The following is a 22,211-nucleotide window of genomic DNA, read 5'->3' as shown; positions in this document are numbered from 1 at the left end:
TACCGTCATTCTCGGGACAAGCCCGAGAATGACGGTCTGAGAGGGAGTTGTTTCAAGTTAGTTCTGACAGCTTCTAGAGGCATTCATGTCGGCGTCCGTTTCTCCTCTTGCTCCAAAACACTATCCGGCGATGCCCGCCATAGAGGGCGTGCGCATCGCCACCGCCGAGGCGGGCATCAAATATAAGGGGCGCACGGATGTGCTGCTCCTCGTGTTCGACAGCGAAGCGGAAGCGGCCGGCGTGTTCACCCGCTCGAAATGTCCCTCGGCGCCGGTTGATTTCTGCCGGCGGAATCTTGCCGCCGGCAAGGCGCGCGCCGTGGTGGTCAATTCGGGAAACGCCAATGCCTTCACCGGCAAGAAGGGGCGCGAATCGACGGCTGCGACCGCCGCTGCCGCATCGGCTGCGGTCGGCTGCACATCCGGCGAGATCTTCCTGGCATCGACGGGCGTGATCGGCGAACCGCTCGATGCAGGCAAATTTTCCCATCTCCTCGGCGGTATGGCGAAGGACGCTGGAGCCGATCGCTGGCTCGATGCCGCAAAGGCGATCATGACCACCGATACCTATCCGAAGGTGGCGACCGAGACCGTGCTTTTCGGCGGTGTGCCGGTGACGATCAACGGCATCGCCAAGGGGGCGGGAATGATCGCACCCGATATGGCGACGATGCTGTCTTTCGTGGTGACCGACGCACCGATCGCGGCCCCGGTCCTGCAGGCGCTTCTCAACAAAGCGGTTGGCGGAAGCTTCAATTGCGTGACGGTCGACAGCGATACCTCGACCTCCGACACGCTGATGCTGTTTTCGACGGGAAGAGCGGCGACACGTGGCGCGCCCGCCGTCACCGAGCTCGGCGACAAGCGGCTTGCCGATTTTGCCAAAGCGCTCGGCCGCGTCCTGCATTCGCTGGCGCTGCAGTTGGTGCGTGACGGCGAAGGCGCGCGCAAGATGGTTGAAGTGCATGTGAGCGGCGCCAAATCGGCGGCATCGGCCAAGCGCATCGCGCTCTCGGTCGCCAACTCGCCCCTGGTGAAGACGGCGGTTGCCGGCGAAGACGCCAATTGGGGCCGCGTCGTCATGGCGGTCGGCAAGGCCGGCGAACCAGCCGACCGCGATCTCCTGGCGATCTGGTTCGGCGATATCCGCGTCGCCCATCAGGGCGAGCGCGATCCGACTTATTCCGAGGCCGACACCTCCGCCTATATGAAGAACGAGGATATCAGGATCCACGTCGATATCGGGCTTGGCCGCGGCAAGGCGACGGTCTGGACCTGCGACCTGACGAAAGAATATGTGGCGATCAATGGCGATTACCGTAGCTAGGTCGTGGATCGCCAGAGCGGTTCCTGTTTTGATGGAAACGGGGAACCGCTCTCATTCTTTGTTTTTACGCAAATCCGGACGGAAAACCGCTTCGCACTTTTCCCGGATTTGCTCTAAGGGGACTTGCTGATGCCGGATCTCGCAACGGTGCGGCAGATCGAGGCCGTCGGCTTCCGCGCATGGCCGGCCACGTCGGTGCATTATGACGGAACATGGGCGATCCGCATGACCGCGGCGCACCCGTCGAAGCGGCTCAATTCGATCAATCCGCTCGACCCGGCCGATATCCGCGATATTCCGGTGCGTGTCGAACGCGCAGCGCAGCGGTTCCGGGCCTATGGACGGCGTCCGGTCTTCAGGCTGTCTCCGCTGTCTCCGCCGGAACTCGACGATTATCTCGCGAGCAAGGGTTGGGGGCGTTTCGATGAAACCATCGTGATGACCGCCGATCTGGCCGCAATGGATTTCACCGCGACGATTGACCAGATTCCCCTGCGGGACGTCGGACGCTTCGTCGATGCCTCGCTCAAGGTGCACGAACGCGACCCGGCGCTGCGCCCCGGGCTCTCGGAACTGCTCAACGGAATCCGTCCGGTCAAGGGCATGTTCGTGATCGAGGATGACGGGCGGCCGGTTTCGGTGGCGCTTTGCGTTCACGACGGCGCGATGGCCGGGCTTTTCGACATCGGCACCTCGAGCAAAAGCCGCAGGAACGGCCATGCACGCGCCGTCGTCGCCTCCGCGCTCAAATGGGCGAGCAAGCATGGCGCGAAGACCGCCTGGCTGCAGATCGAGACGGCCAATGCACCGGGCCGGGCGCTCTATGAAGGCTTCGGCTTTGGGGAAATCTATCGCTATGCTTACCGGGAAAGCCCCGAATCATGAGCCGATCATGAAGGACGAAGCGATCATGAAGAGCGAAAGGCCGGCGCGCCGCATTCTCGTCGTTGCAGCCTGCGCATTGGTCGATGCGGATGGGCGCGTTCTTCTGGCGCAGCGCCCCGAAGGCAAGCCGCTCGCCGGGCTCTGGGAATTTCCGGGCGGCAAGGTCGAGCATGGCGAGACGCCTGAGGCGACGCTGATCCGAGAACTCGAGGAAGAGATCGGCATCATCACCAAGCCCGCCTGCCTGGCGCCGCTTACCTTCGCCAGCCACTCCTATGACGATTTCCATCTCCTGATGCCGCTCTATATCTGCCGGCGCTATGAAGGGATTGCGCGTCCGCTGGAAGGCCAGGCGCTGAAATGGGTGCGGCCGCGCGACATGCGCGATTATCCGATGCCGCCGGCCGACGAGCCGCTCATCCCGTTCCTGATCGATCTTCTCTGAATTTCCACCGGTTTTCTGACTGAATTCCGCTCTGAAAGCCGGCTTCCGTTAATCGATCTTTCACCAGGATACGGCATCTTCAGGGCCGGACGGGACCGGAGTTTGCCAGTATGGGTTTTGACGACCATTCCTTTAAAACGGATCACAGTGAATATTACCCGAATTCCATTGCGGGAGCGCGTTCCGGCGCATTGCGGATCGCGCTGCTGTTCGGTTCCGCCGCGATCGCGCTGGCGCTGATCCTCGTTCCCATTCTCAACAACCGTTCCAATGACGTCGCGTCGCAAACGCTGTTCCCGAGTGGCGTGGATTCGATCTCGACGGGATCGATCCGGAATTCGCGTGCCTATACCGTGCGCAAGAGTGTGCTGCAGGCTTCGCCGCAGACCGTCTGCATCATCCATTCGGACGGTACCAAGAGCGATGATTGCTGAGAAACAGGACGCCGTTTTCTTCCCATAACTCGAAGAAAACCAAGCCTGATTCAGGTGTTTTCGTCGGGCTTTTCCGATTTTTCCGCCTCTTCGAGAGCCGCGGCCAGCGATGCTTTGGCTGAGCCGGGCTTCAGGGGCTTCTGCTGTGAAGCATGCGGCGCCCAGCCGGACATCCAGACGATGGAGAAGGTGGCGCGGATGCGTCCATCCGGATCGCTGAACCGTTCGGCATAGATATCGGCGGCGCGCAGGAAGAAGCGCTGCGATACCGGCTTGCGCGACCGCCCGAGAAGGCTGTTCTGCATGCCCATGGCGCGCAAATCGGCGATCAGCGCGAACATGTTATCGTAGCGGACCGTGAAGCTTTCGACATCGGTGACGGGAAGGGCGAAGCCCGCCCGCTGCAAAAGGCTACCTACATCGCGCACATCGGCGAACGGCGCGACGCGGGGCGATGCACCGCCGGCCTGCTCCACTTCCGCTGCAAGCAGGCTTTCACGCAGTTCGCCGAGCGTGCCGCCGCCGGCCATCGCACCAAGGAAAAGCCCGTCCGGCTTTAGCGCATGGCGGATCTGGAAAAATGCGCCTGGTGTGTCGTTGGTCAGTTGCAGGGACAGGAGCGAAACGATCAGATCGGCGCTGGCGGCCCCAAGCGGCAGCGCTTCGTCATCGGCGACGATGGCGGGGAAGGGTCCGCGCAGAAAGGCTCGATCCTGTTCGATGCGGATGATCTCGTCGGCCTTGCCGGACCGCGCGATGGCTTGCGCGCCAAGTCCCGTATGGCCGCCCAGATCGACAGCGATGGGAAAGCGGCGTTCGACGGGGGCAAGGCGGTCTTCGAGATCGTCCGCCGCGCGCGCCAGCAGGAAATCCGTGCCGGGGGCGAATTTCGCCAGGGCGCGCCTGCGGTGAAGCTGGATCAGCTTGCGGTCGAACAGAGCGTTTTCCTGCATGCGATTGCCTGTCTTTCCCTTGTCCGTGCATTCCGGCATGATGCGTGCACGCATTTGCGTGCGTGACGAGCACTAAATGCGTCCGAACGGGGGCGATTGCAATGCATGATGGGCATGATGGGCATGATGGGGGTGAAGGGCAATGAACGGCCCGGGGAAGGCCCCGCGCGGGATTGCCGGGTTTTTGGCGGAGCAGGTGGCGGGGCTGCTGTTTCCGCCGCAATGTTCCGGCTGCGGCCGCGAAGTGTCTGATCCGGGAACGGTGTGCGGTACATGCTGGTCGCGGCTGCGCTTCATCGATCGTCCCTATTGCGCGGTGATGGGGACGCCGTTCGCGCATGATCTCGGCGAGAATTTCCTGTCGGCGGAGGCCATCGCCGATCCGCCGCCCTTCCAGCGGGTGCGGGCGGCAGTTGTTCATGACGGCGTGCCGCGCCGCATGGTCGTCGGGCTTAAATATCACGATCAGACCAATCTGGCGCCGTGGATGGCAAGATGGATGGTGCGTGCCGGCGGCGAACTGATCGCGGATTGCGATGTCATCGTGCCCGTACCGCTCCACGCTTTCCGCTTCTGGGCGCGGCGCTTCAACCAGGCGGCGGAGCTTGCCCGTGCAGTTGCCCGCCAGACGGACAAGCCGTTCGAACCGGAGGCGTTGTTGCGCGTCAAGCGCACGCGCCAGCAGGTCGGCCTTGCCACCACCGAGCGGCAGCGCAATGTGAGCGGGGCCTTTCGCGTTCCGCAAGCCGAGGCAATCAAGATCAGCGGCCGGAACATATTGCTGATCGACGACGTCTATACCACAGGCGCTACGGTGAAGGCGGCGACGCGGGCGCTGTTGCGCGCCCATGCCGCTTCCGTCGATATCCTCACCTTCAGCCGGGTTCTGCCCGATATGTAGGCGCGATATGGAGAGGGGCGATCTTCGCCCGAACTTGTTAGCCGGGGGGCTTTCGGCAAAGACTTCCGGCGCTTATATAGACTGTCGGAAGTTGGAGAGTTTCATGGTTGATGTGACGATCTATACGCGCCAGATGTGCGGTTTCTGCACGGCGGCCAAGCGCCTGCTCGAGAAAAAGGGCGTGGCCTATACCGAACATGACGCGACCGTGTCGCCTGAATTCCGCCAGGAGATGATACAGCGGTCGGGACGAATGACGTTTCCGCAGATCTTCGTCGGCGACGTGCATGTGGGCGGCTGCGACGAGCTTCATGCGCTGGAGCGCGAGGGCCGTCTCGGTAATCTCCTGATCACGGGCGAACTTGTTTAAAGGATTGAAAGCATGAGCACTTTCCGCGCTGCCGCCATCCAGATGCGTTCGGGCATCGATCCGCAAGGCAATGTAGCGACACTCGACCGCCTTGTCGGCGATGCCGCGGCACAGGGCGCGCATTACGTGCAGACGCCCGAGATGACGGGTGCCGTGCAGCGCAGCCGCGAGGGGCTTGCCGCCGTGTTGCGCGACGAGGAGAACGATCTCGTCGTCAAGGCGGCGTCGCAGCTTTCGGCGCGCCACGGCATCTATCTGCATATCGGCTCGACGGCGATCGCGGCCGACGACGGCCGGATCGCCAACCGGGCTTTCCTGTTCGGCCCGGATGGAAAGAAGATCACCAGCTACGACAAGATCCACATGTTCGACGTCGATCTCGACAATGGCGAGAGCTGGCGTGAATCGGCGGTCTATGCGGCGGGCGTCGATACGGTGCTTGCCGATCTGCCTTTCGGACGGATGGGGCTGGCGATCTGCTACGATATCCGTTTTCCGCAGCTCTTCCGGGCGCAGGTGGAAGCGGGCGCTTCGATCCTGACGGCGCCGGCGGCCTTCACCCGGCAGACCGGCGAGGCGCATTGGCATGTCCTGCAGCGCGCCCGCGCCATCGAGAACGGCGCGTTCGTCATCTCCGCCGCGCAAGGCGGGCTGCATGAGGACGGACGCGAGACCTATGGCCATTCGCTGATCGTTTCGCCATGGGGCGAGATCCTGGCCGAGGCCGACCATGACGAGCCGGCGGTGATCGTCGCCGATATCGATATTGCCCAAAGTGCTGCGGCACGGCGCAAGGTGCCCAATCTGAAAAATGCGCGTGCCTTCGGCCTCCGCATCGCTGAGGCGCAGGTGGAAAAGAAGAAAGAGAGCATTGCGGCGTCATGATTCATTTCACGCTTCTTTGCGATCAGGAACACGAATTCGAAGGCTGGTTCCGCAACAACGAGGATTTCGACGCCCAGGCGGCGCGCAAGCTCGTTTCCTGTCCGGTCTGCGGTTCACTGAAGGTCGAGAAGGCCCTGATGGCGCCTTCCGTTTCGACGTCGCGGGCTAACGAGAAGATCGCCGTCGGCATGGGCGAGGCGCAGCGCGCGCTCATCGAGCAAATGCGCGAGTTGAGCCGGAAGGTGCGCGAGGGTGCTGATTTTGTCGGCGACAAATTCGCAGAGGAAGCGCGCAAGATTCATTTCGGCGAAACCGATCCGCGCGGCATCTATGGCGAGGCGACACGCGAGGAGGTGACGGCGCTGGTCGACGAGGGCGTCGAGATCATGCCGTTACCGGTGTTTCCCGAGGATCGGAATTGAAAGAGAGTGAATGGTGAATGGTTAAATAGTGAATAGTAAACAACTATTGCCGTGCACGGCGTTGGTGATTTTCTTCCATTCACCATTCACCATTCACCATTCACCATTCACCATTCACCATTCACCATTCACCATTCACTCTTTCCTCGCCAGCACCATATAATTGACATCCATGTCGCGCGAGCGGCTCCAGCTGTCGGTCAGCGGATTATAGGTGACGCCTTGCCGGTCGGTGATCTTCAGTCCGGCGGTCTGGAGGGCCTTTTCCAGCTCTTCCGGACGCACCAGCTTTTCATATTGATGGGTGCCGCGCGGTAGCCAGCGCAGGAGATATTCCGCGCCGATGATGGCGAGGCCCAGCGCTTTCAGCGTGCGGTTGATCGTGGCGACGAACATCAGGCCGCCGGGTTTGACCATCGCGCCGCAGGCGGAGATGAAGAGATCGACATCGGCGACATGCTCGACCACTTCCATGTTGAGGACGACATCGAACATCTCGCCCGCCTCGGCCAGCGCTTCCGCCGTGGTGGCGCGGTAGTCGATATCGAGGCCGCTTGTCGCGGCATGGATTTTGGCCACCTCGATATTGGTCTGCGAGGCGTCGGCGCCGATCACGGTTGCGCCCAGCCGCGCCATAGGCTCGCAGAGAAGGCCACCGCCGCAGCCTATATCGAGCAGGCGCAGACCTATGAGCGGGCGGGGAGCAAGCGGATCGCGCCCGAATGCGGCGCAGATCTCTTGCTTGATGTAGGTGAGGCGGGTCGGGTTGAATTTGTGCAGCGGCCGGAACTTGCCTTGCGGGTTCCACCATTCGGCGGCGATGCGTGAAAAACGTTCGACCTCGGCGGAATCGATGGTGGTGCGGGCGGTCTCGGCCATGGCGGTTTCCTTCCTGTCGCTCCTGGAGTCGACCGCGTCAGCAGTAAAGTCAAGTCGCAAATCATCGCGTCTGCTTGCGGTTTGTCCGCATTTTGGCTATGTGACGCGCGGTTCCTCTGCTGGGTAATCCGGCAGAGATTGGTAGCAATTCTCAAGCCTCTCGGGACAAATCCTATAATGGCGCGCATCGTGATGAAATTCGGCGGCACTTCGGTGGCCGATATCGACCGCATCCGGAATGTGGCGCGTCACGTCAAACGCGAGGTCGAGGCAGGCCACGAGGTCGCCGTCGTCGTCTCGGCGATGGCCGGAAAGACCAATGAACTCGTCACCTGGACGCGCGCCGCGTCGCCGATGCACGACGCGCGCGAATATGATGCCGTCGTGGCGTCCGGCGAGCAGGTGACCGCGGGGCTTCTGGCGATCACGCTGCAATCGATGGGCATCCATGCCCGCTCCTGGCAGGGCTGGCAGGTCCCGATCCGTACCGACAATGCGCATGGCGCGGCGCGTATCATCGAGATCGACGGTTCGTTCCTGGTTGAGCGCTTCGGCGAAGGCCAGGTGGCGGTCATCGCCGGCTTTCAGGGACTGGGGCCGGACAACCGCATCGCGACGCTGGGGCGCGGCGGCTCGGACACCAGCGCGGTGGCGATCGCGGCGGCAGTGAGAGCAGACAGGTGCGATATCTATACCGATGTCGATGGCGTCTACACCACCGATCCGCGCGTCGAGCCGAAAGCGCGGCGTCTTGCCAAGATTTCCTTCGAGGAAATGCTGGAGATGGCCTCGCTCGGCGCCAAGGTGCTGCAGGTTCGCTCCGTCGAGCTTGCCATGGTACACAAGGTGCGTACCTTCGTACGCTCCAGTTTCGAAGACCCCGATGCGCCGGGCATGGGTGATCCGATCAACCCGCCCGGAACGCTCATTTGCGACGAGGAAGAAATCGTGGAACAGCAGGTCGTCACCGGTATCGCCTATGCGAAGGACGAAGCGCAGATATCGCTGAGGCGCGTGGCCGACAGGCCCGGCGTGTCGGCGGCGATCTTCGGGCCGCTCGCCGAAACGCACATCAATGTCGACATGATCGTGCAGAACATCTCCGAGGACGGCTCGAAGACGGACATGACCTTCACCGTGCCGACCGGCGACCTCGACAAGGCGGTCGCCGTTCTTGAAAAGGCGAAGGTCGAAGTCGGCTTCGATGCGATCCAGTCGGAAGCGGGCCTGGTCAAGGTTTCGGTTATCGGCATCGGCATGCGCAGCCATGCGGGCGTCGCCGCCACCGCCTTCATGGCATTGGCTGAAAAGGGCATCAACATCCGCGCCATCACCACGTCGGAAATCAAGATTTCGATCCTGATCGACGGGCCATATGCCGAACTGGCCGTGCGCACGCTCCACTCGGTATACGGGCTGGATAAACATTAATGCCCGCATAGGGTTTTATACCCTAGACGCACGCATTAAAAATGCTCACAAAGAATAAGCCGGAGGTTGTTCCGGCCCTAAAGCAGGATGCAATTAAGTCGAAGCGGGTATCCTGCTTTAAGGTGTTATTTTAGCCGCATGATCTTACCTGGAAGTCTGCAACTTTTCGGGATCATGCTCTAGCGCGAATCGTCCGATCCCATCCTGGGCCGGCGGCATGAAGGAGCAATCGACTGTCCATGCGTGAGCTGACCACCGGCCCCCGTGTCCTGCTCAGACGTCTCCGCGAATTGATGGCGGAGGTGCTCGAGCCACAGGAGCGGCTTGACCGGATCGTCCGAGAGATCGCGCAGAACATGGTCGCGGAAGTCTGCTCCTTCTACGTGTTGCGTTCCGACGGCGTGCTCGAACTCTACGCCACGGAAGGCCTCAACCCGCAGGCGGTGCATCTGGCGCAATTGCGTCTCGGCCAGGGTCTGGTCGGCACCATCGCGGCGAGCGCACGGCCGCTCAACCTGACCGACGCGCAGACGCATCCGGCATTCACCTATCTGCCCGAGACGGGTGAAGAGGTCTATAATTCCTTTCTCGGCGTGCCGATCCTGCGCGCAGGCCGCACGCTCGGGGTACTCGTCGTGCAGAACCGGACCAAGCGGGCCTATCGCGAGGATGAACTGGAGGCGCTCGAAACCACTGCCATGGTTCTGGCCGAAATGGTCGCTACGGGTGATCTCACCAGGCTGACGCGGCCTGGCGTCGAACTCGATCTTGGAAAACCGATGAGTTTCTCCGGCAATTCGTTCAATGACGGCGTCGGCCTTGGCCATGTCGTGCTGCACGAGCCGCGCATCGTCGTCACCAATCTGTTCAATGAGGATTCGCAGCGCGAACTGGAACGGCTGCAGGAAGCGATCGGATCGCTGCGCATCTCCATTGACGACATGCTGTCGCGCCGCGATGTCGCGGCCGAGGGCGAGCACCGCGCCGTGCTCGAAGCCTACCGCATGTTCGCGCATGATCGCGGCTGGGTGCGGCGTCTCGAGGAAGCCATCCATAACGGGCTGACGGCGGAAGCGGCCGTGGAGAAGGTGCAGAGCGACACCCGCGCCCGCATGATGCACCTGACCGATCCCTATATGCGCGAGCGGCTCAGCGATTTCGACGATCTGGCCAACCGGCTGCTGCGCCAATTGATGGGGCGCGACGTCAAGACGGTTGCCGAATCGCTCGTCAAGGATGCGATCATCATCGCCCGCTCGATGGGCGCCGCCGAATTGCTCGATTATCCGCGCGAGCGGCTGCGCGGCGTGGTGCTCGAGGATGGCGCGCCGACGAGCCATGTGGTCATCGTCGCGCGGGCCATGGGCATTCCGGTCGTCGGCCAGGTCAAGGGCGTGGTCTCCATGGCGGAGAACAATGATGCGGCCATCGTCGACGGCGACGACGGCAAGGTACATCTGCGTCCGCAGGTGGATATCGAGACCGCCTATGCGGAGAAGGTACGCTTCCGGGCAAGGCGGCAGGCGCTTTACCGTGAGTTGCGCGACGAGCCTTCGGTTACCAAGGACGGGGTCGAAATCTCGCTGCTGATGAATGCCGGGCTTCTGGTCGACCTGCCGCAATTGGTGGAATCGGGCGCTGTCGGCATCGGCCTCTTCCGCACCGAGCTGCAATTCATGATTGCCTCGACCTTTCCACGCGCCGAACAGCAGGAGCGTCTCTACCGTTCGGTACTGGATGCCGCCGATGATCGCCCGGTGACCTTCCGCACGCTCGATATCGGCGGCGACAAGGTGCTGCCTTATTTTCGCAATTCCGGCCGCGAGGAAAATCCGGCGATGGGCTGGCGCGCCATCCGCCTGACGCTTGATCGTCCGGGCCTGTTGCGCACGCAGTTGCGCGCGCTTTTGAAGGCCGCCGGCGGACGTGAATTGCGGCTGATGCTGCCGATGGTGACGGAGGTCGGCGAAGTTCGCGCCGCACGTGAGATCATCGAGCGCGAGGTACGGCATCTGTCGCGCTTCGCCTACAGCCTGCCGACCCGTCTGCGGCTGGGAGCCATGGTCGAGGTGCCGTCGCTGCTCTGGCAGCTCGACGAACTGATGGCGGTGGTGGATTTCGTCTCGGTGGGGTCGAACGATCTGTTCCAGTTCCTCATGGCGGTGGACCGCGGCAATTCGATCATCTCCAACCGTTTCGATCAGCTGTCGCCACCTTTCCTGCGGGTACTCCGGCAGATCGTCGAAGCAGGGACACGCAACGATACGCCGGTGACATTATGCGGCGAGATGGCCGGCAAGCCGCTGACCGCCATGACGCTGATCGGGCTCGGATTCAGGCAGATATCGATGTCGCCTGCCTCGATCGGCCCGGTGAAGGCGATGCTTGGCGCGCTCGACATGGCCAAGCTCAATGCGCTTCTCCTCGAGGCGCTGCACAAGCCGAACGGCTCCCACTCGCTGCGCGAGGTCTTGAGCGGCTTCGCCGAGGATAACGGCATACCGCTTTAGGGTTGTTATGGCTTAATCGAACGCTGGCAGGACAACGCACCTTCTCCTGCCGTCATTCTCGAGCTTGTCCCGAGAATCTGCGACAAGGAAAAGAAAAGCAATTTCCGTTCTGACAGATCGTGCCGTTGTAGATTCTCGGGACAAGCCCGAGAATGACGGCCAGAGTGGAAGCTGTTTCAAGTTAGTTCTGACAAGCTTTAGGAAATCTACCGAATGATCGCATTGCCACAGGACCGGATGGACCAACTGCTGAAGCGCTTCTCGTTGATCGAGGCGCAGATGGCGGGGAACCCGGATTCCGACACCTATGTAAAGCTTGCTTCGGAATATTCCGATCTGGAAGAAGTCGTCGCCAAAATCCGCGCGCTGATGGCTGCGCGCCAGGAGGCGGCCGATCTCGTCGCCATGCGCGATGATTCGTCAGTCGACGCCGAAATGCGGTCGCTGGCCACGAGCGAATTGCCCGAGGTGCAGGAGCGCATCGAGGAGATGGAGAAGGATGTGCAGATCCTGCTCCTGCCGAAGGACGAGGCCGATGAAAAGAATGCCATCCTCGAAATCCGTGCTGGAACCGGCGGCTCGGAAGCAGCACTCTTTGCCGGCGATCTCTTTCGCATGTATGAACGCTATGCCTCCCTCAAGGGCTGGCGTGTGGAGGTCGTCTCGGCGAGCGAAGGCGAGGCCGGCGGCTACAAGGAAATCATCGCCATGGTTTCCGGCAGGGGCGTCTTTTCAAAGCTGAAGTTCGAATCGGGCGTGCACCGCGTGCAGCGCGTGCCGGAAACCGAGGCGAGCGGACGCATCCATACCTCCGCGGCCACCGTTGCTGTTCTGCCGGAGGCGGCAGATATCGACATCGACATCCGGCCTGAAGATATCCGCATCGATACGATGCGGGCATCCGGATCGGGAGGGCAGCACGTCAACACCACCGATTCGGCCGTGCGCATCACCCATATCCCGACCGGCACCATGGTCGTCCAGGCGGAAAAATCGCAGCACCAGAATCGGGCCCGGGCCATGCAGATCCTGCGCGCCAGGCTTTACGACATGGAGCGGCAGCGGGCCGACAGCGAGCGCTCGGCGCGGCGGCGCAGCCAGGTCGGTTCCGGCGATCGTTCCGAGCGCATCCGCACCTATAATTTTCCGCAAGGGCGCGTCACCGATCACCGGATCAACCTGACGCTCTACAAGCTCGACCGGATCGTGGAAGGGGATCTGGACGAATTGGTCGATGCGCTGATCTCCGATCATCAGGCGGCGCTGCTTACCGAAATGGGCGAAAACGCCTGATGGGCGGCGAGACACTTGCCGCGCTTCACGCCCGGGCACGCAAGACCTTGCGTGGCTCTGGAGCCGCGACGCCCGATCTCGATGCGCGGTTTCTCGTCGAATGGGCGACCGGCACCACCCGCCTCGATGCGCTGAGCGCGCCGGAGCGAATCATCCCGGATGAAGCAGCCGGGATACTCGATGGGGCGATCGAGCGGCGGCTGGCGGGAGAGCCGGTGCACCGGATCATGGGCGAACGCTCGTTTTATGGTCTCGGATTCCGGCTTTCGCGGGAAACGCTGGAACCACGTCCCGACACGGAGGCCCTCGTCGATCTGGTCCTGCCTTTTGTGACGCAGCGGATCAAAGAGAACGGCATAGCCGACGCCATCGATCTTGGAACAGGGACAGGGGCGATCGCGATCGCGCTTTTGAGCCGGTTGGAAAAGCTGCGCGCCATCGGCGTCGATATCGCGCAAGGTGCGCTCGACACCGCGTGGGAGAATGCACGAATGGCCGGTGTTTCCAGGCGTTTTGCGACGCTGAAGAGCGACTGGTGCGCCGTGGTCACGGGCAAATTCGATCTGATCGTCTCAAATCCGCCCTATATTCCGCGGCATGTGATCGCCACGCTCGACAGGGAAGTGCGCGAGCACGATCCGCTTGTGGCATTGGATGGCGGCGAGGACGGGCTTGATTTTTACAGGGCTCTTGCAAGCGACAGCGGTTCTCACCTATATGGTAGGGGTGCAGTTGGCGTCGAGATCGGCGCAGGGCAGCTGGCCGAGGTGAAAAGCATTTTTGCGGAGCGGGGTTTTCATCTGGCCGAAGTCGCGCAGGATCTTGGTGGACACGACCGCGCTCTTCTTTTCAGGCTTTGAGTTTTTGATTACCAAGAGCGCCAAAAAAAGCTTGGAATTTATGGAGAAGGCGTTTAGTTTCCACGCACCGTATAAAGCCAAGCAGGCTTTTGTTTCGCGTATCGCCAAGGCGGTAAATCTGCTTTGTGGTGTTTGACACCGTTACTCCTGTCGGAGTGGTTCGTACGGCAGCACGCAACTTTTAGAGATTTTATACGATGGTAGTGCGGGGCGCGCTCCAGTTCGTCACATAACAAGCGAGACCCAAAGGCCAATTCAGGCCGTGGGGATCTGCGCCCCTTAATCTGAAAAGAGAAGAGTATGAGGCCAGGACAGCAGAACAGGCGCATGCGTGGACGGGGGAACAACAACCGCAAGGGACCGAATCCTCTATCGCGCAACTATGAGAGCAACGGACCCGATGTGAAGATCAGGGGCAATGCCCAGCACGTCGCGGAAAAATACACGACTTTGGCCCGGGATGCCCAGGCTTCCGGCGATCGTGTCATAGCCGAAAACTATCTCCAGCATGCCGAACATTATAACCGCATCATCATGGCGGCGCAGGCGCAGGCGGCAACGCAGTTCCAGCGCGACGACAATTTTGATGACGATGGAGACGATGACGAGGAAGGCTTCGAGCAGCCAGCCGCCGCAGCAGCGGCGCCCGCGCCGAAGCCCGTCAACGGAACCGGACCGCAGCCGGTCATAGACGGTACGCCTGCCGAAGTGGTATTCGGCGAGGGCGGAGCGGAAAACCAGAAGCAGCCTGCGGATCGCGGACGCGGCCAGGGCCGCAACCAGAACCGTCCGCGCCGTCCGCGCAATGAGCGCCCTGAGGGCGCCGCGCCCGCTCCGATCGAAGCTGAGGCAAACGCTGAACCAACGCAGCCGACAGCCGCCTCGGACGAGACCCCTGCTCCGGTCAAAGCCGGGACGAATGGCGCAGCAAACGCTGAAGCCGATGCAACGCCTGCAGCGGAAACCCGTCGCCCGCGCCGTCCGGCGCGTCCACGCCGCACGGCGAGCGCTGCTGCCGCTGAAACCGGCGATAGCGGCAACGATGCCAAGGACGGCGATGCCGCAAAGCCCGCGGAAACACCGGCTGCCCGCGTCGAGGCCAGTTCCGACGCCTGATCGGCTACCGGATGCTTTCCGGATTATTGACGAGCGGCGCGGGAATCATCCCGCGCCGTTCGTTTTTTATTATTTTATTTCTGCTTCTTTTGATGCGTCTTGCGGGTTCTGATCGCCTTTCCCATATCATTCGGGACATTGGACTCGCCAAATTGTTACAGCGTCCTTTGCGCGTCTGATGAAGAGCGTGCGGTGTTGTAAATAAGGGAGTTCGTCACCAGTGCCTTCGCCGGTGCCTGTTAGATAGGGCCGGGTAGAAAAGGAGACAGATATGAATATTGAAAAATATACCGAGCGCGTGCGCGGTTTCATCCAGTCTGCCCAGACCTTCGCGCTTTCTGCGAACAATCAGCAATTCACGCCGGAGCATCTGCTCAAGGTTCTCGTCGATGATGAGGAGGGGCTTGCCACATCGCTGATCGAGCGGGCCGGCGGGCGGATCGCCGATGTGCGCCTCGGACTTCAGGCCGCACTCGATGCCCTGCCGAAAGTGACGGGCGGCAACGACCAGCTTTACCTGTCGCAGCCGCTGGCCAAGGTTTTCGCCACTGCCGAGGAACTCGCCAAGAAGGCCGGCGACAGCTTCGTCACCGTCGAGCGCCTGCTGACCGCGCTCGCCATCGAGAAATCCGCCAAGACCGCCGATATTCTCGCCCGCGCCGGTGTCACCCCTGCGGCGCTCAACCAGGTCATCAATGAGGTCCGCAAGGGGCGGACTGCCGATTCGGCCTCGGCCGAGAGCAGCTATGATGCGTTGAAGAAATATGCGCGCGACCTCACCGCCGATGCGCGGGCGGGCAAGCTCGATCCGGTGATCGGCCGCGACGACGAAATCCGCCGCACCATCCAGGTCCTGTCGCGCCGCACCAAGAACAATCCGGTGCTGATCGGTGAACCGGGCGTCGGCAAAACCGCCATCGCCGAAGGGCTGGCGATCCGCATCATCAATGGTGACGTGCCCGAATCACTGAAAGACAAGCAGTTGATGGCGCTCGATATGGGCTCGCTGATCGCCGGCGCGAAATATCGCGGCGAGTTCGAAGAGCGGCTGAAGGCCGTGCTTTCGGAAGTCACGTCGGCTGCGGGCCAGATCATCCTGTTCATCGATGAAATGCACACGCTGGTCGGCGCGGGCAAGGCGGATGGCGCCATGGATGCCTCCAATTTGCTGAAGCCGGCGCTGGCGCGCGGCGAACTGCACTGCATCGGCGCGACGACGCTCGACGAATACCGCAAATATGTGGAGAAGGACGCGGCGCTTGCCCGCCGGTTCCAGCCGGTCTTCGTCGATGAACCCAGCGTGGACGATACGATTTCCATCCTGCGCGGGCTCAAGGAAAAATATGAGCAGCACCACAAGGTGCGCGTCTCCGATTCGGCGCTGGTGGCGGCGGCGACGCTGTCGAACCGTTATATCTCCGATCGCTTTCTGCCCGACAAGGCCATCGATCTCGTCGACGAAGCCGCATCGCGGCTGAGAATGCAGGTCGATTCCAAGCCGGAGGAACTCGACGAAATCGATCGCCGCATCATGCAGCTCAAGATCGAGCGCGAGGCGCTCAAGGTCGAAAAGGACGAAGCGTCGAAGGACCGTCTCGGACGGCTGGAAAAGGAACTTGTCGATCTCGAAGAGGAATCGGCGCGTCTGACCAGCTCATGGCAGGCGGAGAAACAGAAACTCGGCCTCGCCGCCGATCTGAAGAAGCAGCTCGACGAAGCGCGCAATGCGCTCGCCAGCGCTCAGCGCAACGGTGAATTCCAGCGCGCCGGCGAACTGGCTTACGGCACGATCCCGCAGCTTGAAAAGCAGCTTGTCGAAGCCGAAAGCAGGGATAGCCGCGGTTCCCTTCTCGAGGAAGCCGTGACGTCGGATCATATCGCCCAGGTCATCTCGCGCTGGACGGGCATTCCCGTCGACCGGATGCTGGAAGGCGAGCGCGAAAAATTGTTGCGTATGGAAGACGAGATCGCCAAGCGGGTCATCGGCCAGGGCGAGGCCGTGCAGGCGGTTTCGAAAGCGGTCCGCCGTGCGCGCGCCGGGCTTCAGGATCCGAACCGCCCCATCGGTTCGTTCATCTTTCTCGGCCCCACCGGCGTCGGCAAGACCGAACTGACCAAGGCGCTGGCGGCGTTCCTGTTTTCCGACGAGACGGCGATGGTGCGTATCGACATGTCGGAATATATGGAGAAGCACTCGGTGGCGCGGCTCATCGGTGCGCCTCCCGGCTATGTCGGCTATGAGGAAGGCGGCGCGCTGACGGAAGCGGTGCGACGGCGGCCCTATCAGGTCATCCTTTTCGACGAGATCGAGAAAGCGCATCCTGACGTGTTCAACGTGCTCCTGCAGGTGCTCGATGACGGGCGGCTGACCGATGGCCAGGGCCGCACGGTCGATTTCCGCAATACCGTGATCATCATGACCTCCAATCTTGGCGCGGAATATCTGGTCGGGCTTGGCGAGGATCAGGATGTGGAGGTTGTGCGCGACGAGGTGATGTCGGTGGTCAGGGCGGCGTTCCGTCCGGAGTTCCTCAACCGCGTCGATGAGATCATCCTGTTCCATCGGCTGAAGCGCAACGAGATGGGCGCCATCGTCGATATCCAGCTGCAGCGGCTGCAGTCGCTTCTGACGGATCGCAAAATCCAGATCGAGATCGACGACGAAGCCCGCAACTGGCTGGCGCAAAGGGGCTATGATCCCGCCTATGGGGCGCGGCCGCTGAAACGGGTCATCCAGAGGCAAGTCCAGGATCCACTCGCCGAGCGCATCCTGCTGGGCGATATCCTCGATGGTTCGACCGTGAAGATCACGGCCGGTTCCGACCGCCTCAATTTCCGCGCCAAGGCGCCGGCTGAAACGGTCGAAGCCGCCTGACCGGTCGGTCGAGGATTATTTATCCGAAAATGGCCGCCTGATTTTCCGCATTCGGGCGGCCATTTTCATGTCCAGTTCATCTGGCATGGAAAGAATCGGATAGAATCGTCAGGTAGACTACGATTCGTTCGCTCTTTTAGGTGTCATTCATGCCGCGTATCCCTTCATTCTTTCGCCTCGCATTGCTTGCTTCCACAACCGGTACAGCGCTTTCCGTGTCCGGCTTTTCAGCCCTGGGCGAGGCAGCACAGGCGGATCGGCTACGGGTGCGCGACGATGACGCCGGCGGCATCCAGCTCGCGCAACTCTACGATCCCGGCGAGGAGGTCTATCGCGATGGCCGCATCCGCATCTATATCGATCCGGCCGGGCGGCGGATCACGATGGACCGGCGCGGCCGCATCCTGTCGATCGAAGAACCGACGCGTCACGACAGGCGCGTGCGCCGCGTCCCGGCGCCGGAGGACAATTGGACGCTGGACGGCCCCGTCGACGGCGGGGCGCCTTATGACGGGTTCGGCAACGCCCCGGAAGATCCCTATGCTCGCTATCCGGACGCACCGCCTCCCGATCCCTATTATGACGACCCGGCTGTCGGGACCTATGATGGAAACCGCGACGGGCAGATAGAGCGTTCGGAATTGCCGCCAGCTGATACCTCCGCTTCGATCGAGGATGATTCGCGACGGCCCGCCATCGAACCACCCGCGGCAGCGCTGCCGGCTCCCGACGACATGGCTCCGGCGATCGAAATGCCGAAGGGCGCGGGTTCAAAGGCCAAGATAGCCGCTTATCAGGTCCTGCTCGACCGCACCGGCGCATCGCCTGGCGTCATCGATGGGCGTTCGGGCAGCAATGTCGACAAGGCGGCCGCGGCTTATGGCGAACTGACCGGCAAATATCTCGATCCCTCGAACGAGGCGGCCATCAACGCAGAACTCGAGGCGACGGGCGGGCCGGCCTTCATCGATTATACGATCACCGACGAGGATGCGGCGCAGCCTTATATCGCGTCGGTGCCGGCGGATTACAGCGAGAAGGCGCAGCTTCCCAGCATGGCCTTCACCTCGGTGCGCGAAATGCTGGGCGAGCGTTTTCATGTCGATGAGGCCTATCTGCAGGAACTCAATCCGGAAACCGATTTTCGCCGGCCCGGCACCGTGATCCGCGTCCCCAATGTCGGCAGGCTTGTGACCGCCAAAGTTGCGCGGATCGTCGCCGACAAGCGGCGAAAGCAGGTGCGCGGCTATGATGAAACCGGCAGGCTGGTCGTCGCCTATCCCTCGACCATCGGTTCATCCGACAATCCTTCGCCTTCCGGCGTCGTCCAGGTCGAGCGCATCGCGATCAATCCCAATTACACCTATAATCCGAAGATCAATTTCAAGCAGGGCAACAATGACAAGGTCCTGACCATCCCGCCGGGGCCGAACGGGCCGGTCGGCACAGTCTGGATCGCCCTGTCGAAGCCGACATACGGCATTCACGGCACGCCGGAGCCTAGCAGGATCGGCAAGACATCGAGCCATGGCTGCGTCCGCCTGACGAATTGGGATGCCCAGGAACTGGCAAAACTGGTGAAACCGGGCGTGACGGTCGAATTCATGGAATGAGAATGAATGGTGAATAGTGAATAGCTAGGGTGTGTTCATGGCTTAATTGAAACATTGGCGGGACAACGCTCCATGTCCTGCCGTCATTCTCGGGCTTGTCCCGAGAATCTGCCATAAGTAAAAGGAGAAGCAATACGGCCATGACAGATCAGCCATCGTAGATTCTCGGGACAAGCCCGAGAATGACGGCGAGGGGGAAGCTATTTCAAGCTAGCCCTGACAGGATACTCTAAGACGCTACTTTCATTCACCATTCACCACCATTCGGTTTTCAGCCGTTGGGCGAACCGGTTGCCGCAATTTTGGTGCCATTGTCCTTCTGGTCGTTCAGCAACCGGTCGATGCGCTCACGCTCACGCTTGAAAGCTTCCAGTTCCTCGCCTTTCAGTGCCTTGTTGTCCGGCAGGCGGATGCGCATCGGGTCGACCTTGGTGCCGTTGACGATCAGCTCGTAATGAAGATGGGCGCCCGTCGAAAGTCCGGTCGAGCCCACGAAACCGATGACCTGACCTTGTCGGACGCGAGCGCCGGGAGTGATGCCGCGCGCGATGGCGTTCTGGTGATTGTAGCTGGTCTCGTAGCCGTTGGCATGGCGAATGATCGTCTGGTTGCCGTAGCCGTTGGTCCAGCCCGCCTTTTCGACCACGCCATTGCCGGCGGCGATGATCGGCGTGCCGCGCGGCGCGGCCCAGTCGACGCCGGGATGCATCCTGAGATAGCCGAGAATGGGGTGGCGGCGCATGCCGAAGGGGGAGCTGAAGACGCCGTTGGGCACCGGCTTGCGCAACAGGAACTGCTTGGCGCTTTTTCCGTTCTCGTCGAAATAGTCGGTTGTGCCGTCCGGCGCCTGGTAGCGATAGAATTTGCGGGTCGTTCCGCCGAAGGTGGCGGCAACATAGAGAATTTCCGAATTCTCCCCCGCCCGCTCGGAATCTTCCGGCAGCGAGAAGAACGCCTCCAGCTGGTCGGTCGGCGTGACCGTTGCCTGCAGGTCGACGTCCGAAGCCAGCATCTTGACGAGTTGGGTGGTCATGGCTTCGGTCATGCCATAGGCAAGAGCGGCACGGCAGATGCCGTCGTAGACGGAAGGGAGATTTCCACGGATACGCGGCGGGGGAGCGCTGCCGTCGAAGGCGGTGCGCAGGAGCGGCGTCATTTCCGGTTCGTTCGACGGGACATATTGGTCGCGGTCATCGAGCGCGACGGTCAGGAGATGCGTCGTGCCATTATAGATGCTGGCGCGCACGATGCGGTCTTCGTCATTATGCGATTCGACGCCGACGCGCAGGACGCTGCCGGCCTTCAGGCGCGGCGAATTCATGAGCTTGCTCAGCGCTTCGGCCATATCGGCGGCATTGGCGCCGTCATAGCCCGCCTTGGCCAGCGTATCGGCTATCGCTTCATCGCTGTGGAACGGGATCACCTCTTCCGAAAAGCCGTTGCTGACGGCATCCGGTCCGGCGCGCGGGACGATGCTGACATTTTCCTGGGTGATGCGGACGTCCAGCGGCGGGGTCAGCGAATAGGGCGATTCGCTGTTGCCGAAGCGCAGCGGGTCCACATAATGCAGCGAAGCGACCTGCATGTCGCCGTCGGTGAGCAGCAGCCCCGTGTTGCGGACGACATTCTCCACCTCGTCGGCGGTGAGGTCGGCGGATGAATCGAACTTCGCCGTCGCCAGTGGGAAATCCTCTGTCCGCAGGCTGACTTCGCTTTCCACCTTGGCGCCATATATCTGACCGGTGCTTGCGGTCTGCGCCGGCGGCGCGCCTTCCGAGAAAATGGCGAGCGCGTTGAATGCGGGATATTTCCGGCTGCCCGGATGGTCGGCGGCAAGCGCCATGCGCACATATTCGAAGGGGCGCGTGCGGATGACTTCGCGCTCGCCGACCTTCTGCATCGTCGAGACGTCGAAGCGCCGCCGGTCGTGGTTCTTCTGTACGGCGGTGGTGGCGGCGACGCGATCGCCCTTGGATGTATCACTATCGGAATCCGGGCCCTGCATTTCGTCATGCGCGAGCAATTCCGGCGGCGTCGCCAATTGCTCTCGACCGTCGAGGGCGGCGAACAGCGCAACACCCATGAGCATGCAGGAGGTGATGCCGGTCAGGAAGGTGCCGGCGAGCCAGCGGGCGGAAATCTCGCGGCGGTCCGGCGGTCCCCGTCGCCCATCGGTGATGAGCGGCGGTTCGTTGCCGGGGTCGATCGCGTGCCGCTCGTATTCCTTCATCGTGTAAGCTGCCGGTCCTCTGGATCGTGCCGTGTGTGCGAACGTGCCCGATCGCGCGCCGGCCAGTCCTATAGGCTGGAAACAAGCACATGATGCTTGTGTGATGAGGGGCTCGCCCCGTGAGTGAACCCGAGTTTTGCCTGTCGCCAGCCCCGAAGTCAACGCGAAGCCAACGCCGAACCGGGGGTAAGGCGGCTTTCCCTGATATACCCCACAATTTGCTGACCATAATTTGCCGACACAGGTCCTGAACGTGACATCACGCGCAATCGAAGAAAGGGCTAGGGTTCGAATTGGGCAGGTTTGTGGCCACCCCCATGTCGGGCGGCTTCATTCCTATATGATACAAACGAGCGCCCATCATGTGAGCGATTGCATGTCCATATTCACGTATTCATGGGGAGCGATGACGGGACGAGGGGAACTGAAGATTTGGAGCCTGCGAGCAGGCCCCGAATTCGGATGGGCCGTGGTTGCCCTTGTAGCGCCGTGCTTCGTCCCTATATTATGCAAACACTCGCTTATCATCCGATCGTCCGCCTTCCTTGATCCAACAAGGTTCTTCCTGCGCAATATCCATGCGACGGAAATATGACGGAGCGGTTGCCCCTGAACGGCAACGCGGCGGGGCCAGAATAGGCGAGCGAATTTTTTTTGGAAAAAAGCGGTTTTATGGAGTTGACAGTTTGGGATTGGGGGCCGTATATAGCGCCACAACGAGGGCGGCGCGCCGCTGGCGGTTGCAGAGTTCGCCCTCGAGACAGGCTTTGAGTTTTCGACTT

At 61.6% G+C, this 22,211-nt stretch carries 19 protein-coding genes; 16 read left to right on the top strand and 3 right to left on the bottom strand.

Annotated elements, in window-relative coordinates; all coding sequences use genetic code 11:
* Nucleotides 1–85: 85 nt before the first annotated feature.
* From argJ to C5748_RS24055, 4 genes are all read left to right on the top strand, one after another.
* Nucleotides 86–1,327 (top strand): bifunctional glutamate N-acetyltransferase/amino-acid acetyltransferase ArgJ, encoded by a 1,242-nt coding sequence (gene argJ / locus C5748_RS24070; RefSeq protein WP_105745098.1) that lies wholly within the window; start codon nucleotides 86–88, stop codon nucleotides 1,325–1,327.
* Between the two features lie 126 nt (nucleotides 1,328–1,453).
* A complete protein-coding gene (locus C5748_RS24065; protein ID WP_199194889.1) occupies nucleotides 1,454–2,212 on the top strand; it encodes a GNAT family N-acetyltransferase in 759 nt (252 codons plus the stop codon).
* 25 nt (nucleotides 2,213–2,237) lie between these two features.
* Entirely contained in the window at nucleotides 2,238–2,657 is a 420-nt protein-coding gene (locus C5748_RS24060; protein WP_105745174.1) for a (deoxy)nucleoside triphosphate pyrophosphohydrolase, read from the top strand.
* A 110-nt stretch (nucleotides 2,658–2,767) separates the two neighbouring features.
* Nucleotides 2,768–3,091 carry a hypothetical protein gene (locus C5748_RS24055; protein WP_105745094.1) on the top strand — a complete coding sequence of 108 codons (324 nt, stop codon included), beginning with the start codon at nucleotides 2,768–2,770 and terminating at the stop codon, nucleotides 3,089–3,091.
* A gap of 50 nt (nucleotides 3,092–3,141) precedes the next feature.
* On the opposite strand, the gene C5748_RS24050 is transcribed toward C5748_RS24055, so the two are convergent.
* Nucleotides 3,142–4,044 (bottom strand): methyltransferase domain-containing protein, encoded by a 903-nt coding sequence (locus C5748_RS24050; RefSeq protein WP_105745172.1) that lies wholly within the window; start codon nucleotides 4,042–4,044, stop codon nucleotides 3,142–3,144.
* Nucleotides 4,045–4,186: 142 nt separating this feature from the next.
* Here C5748_RS24050 and C5748_RS24045 point away from each other — a divergent pair, with 142 nt between their 5' ends.
* The 4 genes from C5748_RS24045 (at nucleotide 4,187) to C5748_RS24030 (ending at nucleotide 6,622) form a co-directional block, all read left to right on the top strand.
* Nucleotides 4,187–4,945, top strand: a complete 759-nt coding sequence (locus tag C5748_RS24045; protein WP_105745092.1) for a ComF family protein — start codon at nucleotides 4,187–4,189, stop codon at nucleotides 4,943–4,945.
* A 103-nt stretch (nucleotides 4,946–5,048) separates the two neighbouring features.
* Nucleotides 5,049–5,315, top strand: coding sequence for a glutaredoxin 3 (gene grxC, locus C5748_RS24040; RefSeq protein ID WP_105745090.1), 267 nt, complete (start codon nucleotides 5,049–5,051; stop codon nucleotides 5,313–5,315).
* Between the two features lie 12 nt (nucleotides 5,316–5,327).
* Nucleotides 5,328–6,200: a carbon-nitrogen hydrolase family protein gene (locus C5748_RS24035; protein ID WP_105745088.1), complete on the top strand. Its 873-nt coding sequence runs from the start codon at nucleotides 5,328–5,330 to the stop codon at nucleotides 6,198–6,200.
* Nucleotides 6,197–6,622 carry a DUF1178 family protein gene (locus tag C5748_RS24030; RefSeq protein ID WP_105745086.1) on the top strand — a complete coding sequence of 142 codons (426 nt, stop codon included), beginning with the start codon at nucleotides 6,197–6,199 and terminating at the stop codon, nucleotides 6,620–6,622. The genes C5748_RS24035 and C5748_RS24030 overlap by 4 nt, the downstream gene beginning before the upstream one ends.
* 135 nt (nucleotides 6,623–6,757) lie before the next feature.
* On the opposite strand, the gene ubiG is transcribed toward C5748_RS24030, so the two are convergent.
* Nucleotides 6,758–7,501, bottom strand: coding sequence for a bifunctional 2-polyprenyl-6-hydroxyphenol methylase/3-demethylubiquinol 3-O-methyltransferase UbiG (gene ubiG / locus C5748_RS24025; protein ID WP_105745084.1), 744 nt, complete (start codon nucleotides 7,499–7,501; stop codon nucleotides 6,758–6,760).
* 177 nt (nucleotides 7,502–7,678) lie between these two features.
* Here ubiG and C5748_RS24020 point away from each other — a divergent pair, with 177 nt between their 5' ends.
* The 8 genes from C5748_RS24020 (at nucleotide 7,679) to C5748_RS23990 (ending at nucleotide 19,199) form a co-directional block, all read left to right on the top strand.
* The gene (locus C5748_RS24020; protein WP_105745082.1) at nucleotides 7,679–8,932 is read left to right on the top strand and encodes an aspartate kinase; all 1,254 of its coding nucleotides are present in this window, start codon (nucleotides 7,679–7,681) and stop codon (nucleotides 8,930–8,932) included.
* Nucleotides 8,933–9,171: 239 nt separating this feature from the next.
* A complete protein-coding gene (gene ptsP / locus C5748_RS24015) occupies nucleotides 9,172–11,442 on the top strand; it encodes a phosphoenolpyruvate--protein phosphotransferase (protein ID WP_105745081.1) in 2,271 nt (756 codons plus the stop codon).
* A 213-nt stretch (nucleotides 11,443–11,655) separates the two neighbouring features.
* The gene (prfA, locus tag C5748_RS24010; RefSeq protein WP_105745079.1) at nucleotides 11,656–12,735 is read left to right on the top strand and encodes a peptide chain release factor 1; all 1,080 of its coding nucleotides are present in this window, start codon (nucleotides 11,656–11,658) and stop codon (nucleotides 12,733–12,735) included.
* Nucleotides 12,735–13,595, top strand: a complete 861-nt coding sequence (gene prmC, locus C5748_RS24005; RefSeq protein WP_105745077.1) for a peptide chain release factor N(5)-glutamine methyltransferase — start codon at nucleotides 12,735–12,737, stop codon at nucleotides 13,593–13,595. The genes prfA and prmC overlap by 1 nt, the downstream gene beginning before the upstream one ends.
* Complete coding sequence (locus C5748_RS28335) at nucleotides 13,561–13,731, top strand: hypothetical protein (RefSeq protein ID WP_158259921.1); 171 nt, start codon at nucleotides 13,561–13,563, stop codon at nucleotides 13,729–13,731. The genes prmC and C5748_RS28335 overlap by 35 nt, the downstream gene beginning before the upstream one ends.
* Before the next feature lie 164 nt (nucleotides 13,732–13,895).
* Nucleotides 13,896–14,711: a DUF4167 domain-containing protein gene (locus C5748_RS24000; RefSeq protein WP_105745076.1), complete on the top strand. Its 816-nt coding sequence runs from the start codon at nucleotides 13,896–13,898 to the stop codon at nucleotides 14,709–14,711.
* 271 nt (nucleotides 14,712–14,982) lie between these two features.
* Nucleotides 14,983–17,586 (top strand): ATP-dependent chaperone ClpB, encoded by a 2,604-nt coding sequence (clpB, locus tag C5748_RS23995; protein ID WP_105745074.1) that lies wholly within the window; start codon nucleotides 14,983–14,985, stop codon nucleotides 17,584–17,586.
* 149 nt (nucleotides 17,587–17,735) lie between these two features.
* Complete coding sequence (locus tag C5748_RS23990; RefSeq protein ID WP_105745072.1) at nucleotides 17,736–19,199, top strand: L,D-transpeptidase; 1,464 nt, start codon at nucleotides 17,736–17,738, stop codon at nucleotides 19,197–19,199.
* A gap of 271 nt (nucleotides 19,200–19,470) precedes the next feature.
* Here the strand turns inward: C5748_RS23990 and C5748_RS23985 are convergent, their stop codons facing one another.
* The gene (locus C5748_RS23985; protein WP_105745070.1) at nucleotides 19,471–21,429 is read right to left on the bottom strand and encodes a M23 family metallopeptidase; all 1,959 of its coding nucleotides are present in this window, start codon (nucleotides 21,427–21,429) and stop codon (nucleotides 19,471–19,473) included.
* Between the last annotated feature and the right edge of the window lie 782 nt (nucleotides 21,430–22,211).

The organism is Phyllobacterium phragmitis (assembly GCF_002980495.1).
Lineage (GTDB): Bacteria > Pseudomonadota > Alphaproteobacteria > Rhizobiales > Rhizobiaceae > Paramesorhizobium > Paramesorhizobium phragmitis.
This window is presented reverse-complemented; position numbering and strand designations above follow the sequence as displayed.

Coding starts and splice junctions, on each gene's coding strand:
- argJ (WP_105745098.1), top strand. CDS start 86: ATGTCGGCGTCCGTTTCTCCTCTTGCTCCAAAACACTATCCGGCGATG.
- C5748_RS24060 (WP_105745174.1), top strand. CDS start 2,238: ATGAAGAGCGAAAGGCCGGCGCGCCGCATTCTCGTCGTTGCAGCCTGC.
- C5748_RS24055 (WP_105745094.1), top strand. CDS start 2,768: ATGGGTTTTGACGACCATTCCTTTAAAACGGATCACAGTGAATATTAC.
- C5748_RS24050 (WP_105745172.1), bottom strand. CDS start 4,044: ATGCAGGAAAACGCTCTGTTCGACCGCAAGCTGATCCAGCTTCACCGC.
- C5748_RS24045 (WP_105745092.1), top strand. CDS start 4,187: ATGAACGGCCCGGGGAAGGCCCCGCGCGGGATTGCCGGGTTTTTGGCG.
- grxC (WP_105745090.1), top strand. CDS start 5,049: ATGGTTGATGTGACGATCTATACGCGCCAGATGTGCGGTTTCTGCACG.
- C5748_RS24035 (WP_105745088.1), top strand. CDS start 5,328: ATGAGCACTTTCCGCGCTGCCGCCATCCAGATGCGTTCGGGCATCGAT.
- C5748_RS24030 (WP_105745086.1), top strand. CDS start 6,197: ATGATTCATTTCACGCTTCTTTGCGATCAGGAACACGAATTCGAAGGC.
- ubiG (WP_105745084.1), bottom strand. CDS start 7,501: ATGGCCGAGACCGCCCGCACCACCATCGATTCCGCCGAGGTCGAACGT.
- C5748_RS24020 (WP_105745082.1), top strand. CDS start 7,679: ATGGCGCGCATCGTGATGAAATTCGGCGGCACTTCGGTGGCCGATATC.
- ptsP (WP_105745081.1), top strand. CDS start 9,172: ATGCGTGAGCTGACCACCGGCCCCCGTGTCCTGCTCAGACGTCTCCGC.
- prfA (WP_105745079.1), top strand. CDS start 11,656: ATGATCGCATTGCCACAGGACCGGATGGACCAACTGCTGAAGCGCTTC.
- prmC (WP_105745077.1), top strand. CDS start 12,735: ATGGGCGGCGAGACACTTGCCGCGCTTCACGCCCGGGCACGCAAGACC.
- C5748_RS24000 (WP_105745076.1), top strand. CDS start 13,896: ATGAGGCCAGGACAGCAGAACAGGCGCATGCGTGGACGGGGGAACAAC.
- clpB (WP_105745074.1), top strand. CDS start 14,983: ATGAATATTGAAAAATATACCGAGCGCGTGCGCGGTTTCATCCAGTCT.
- C5748_RS23990 (WP_105745072.1), top strand. CDS start 17,736: ATGCCGCGTATCCCTTCATTCTTTCGCCTCGCATTGCTTGCTTCCACA.
- C5748_RS23985 (WP_105745070.1), bottom strand. CDS start 21,429: ATGAAGGAATACGAGCGGCACGCGATCGACCCCGGCAACGAACCGCCG.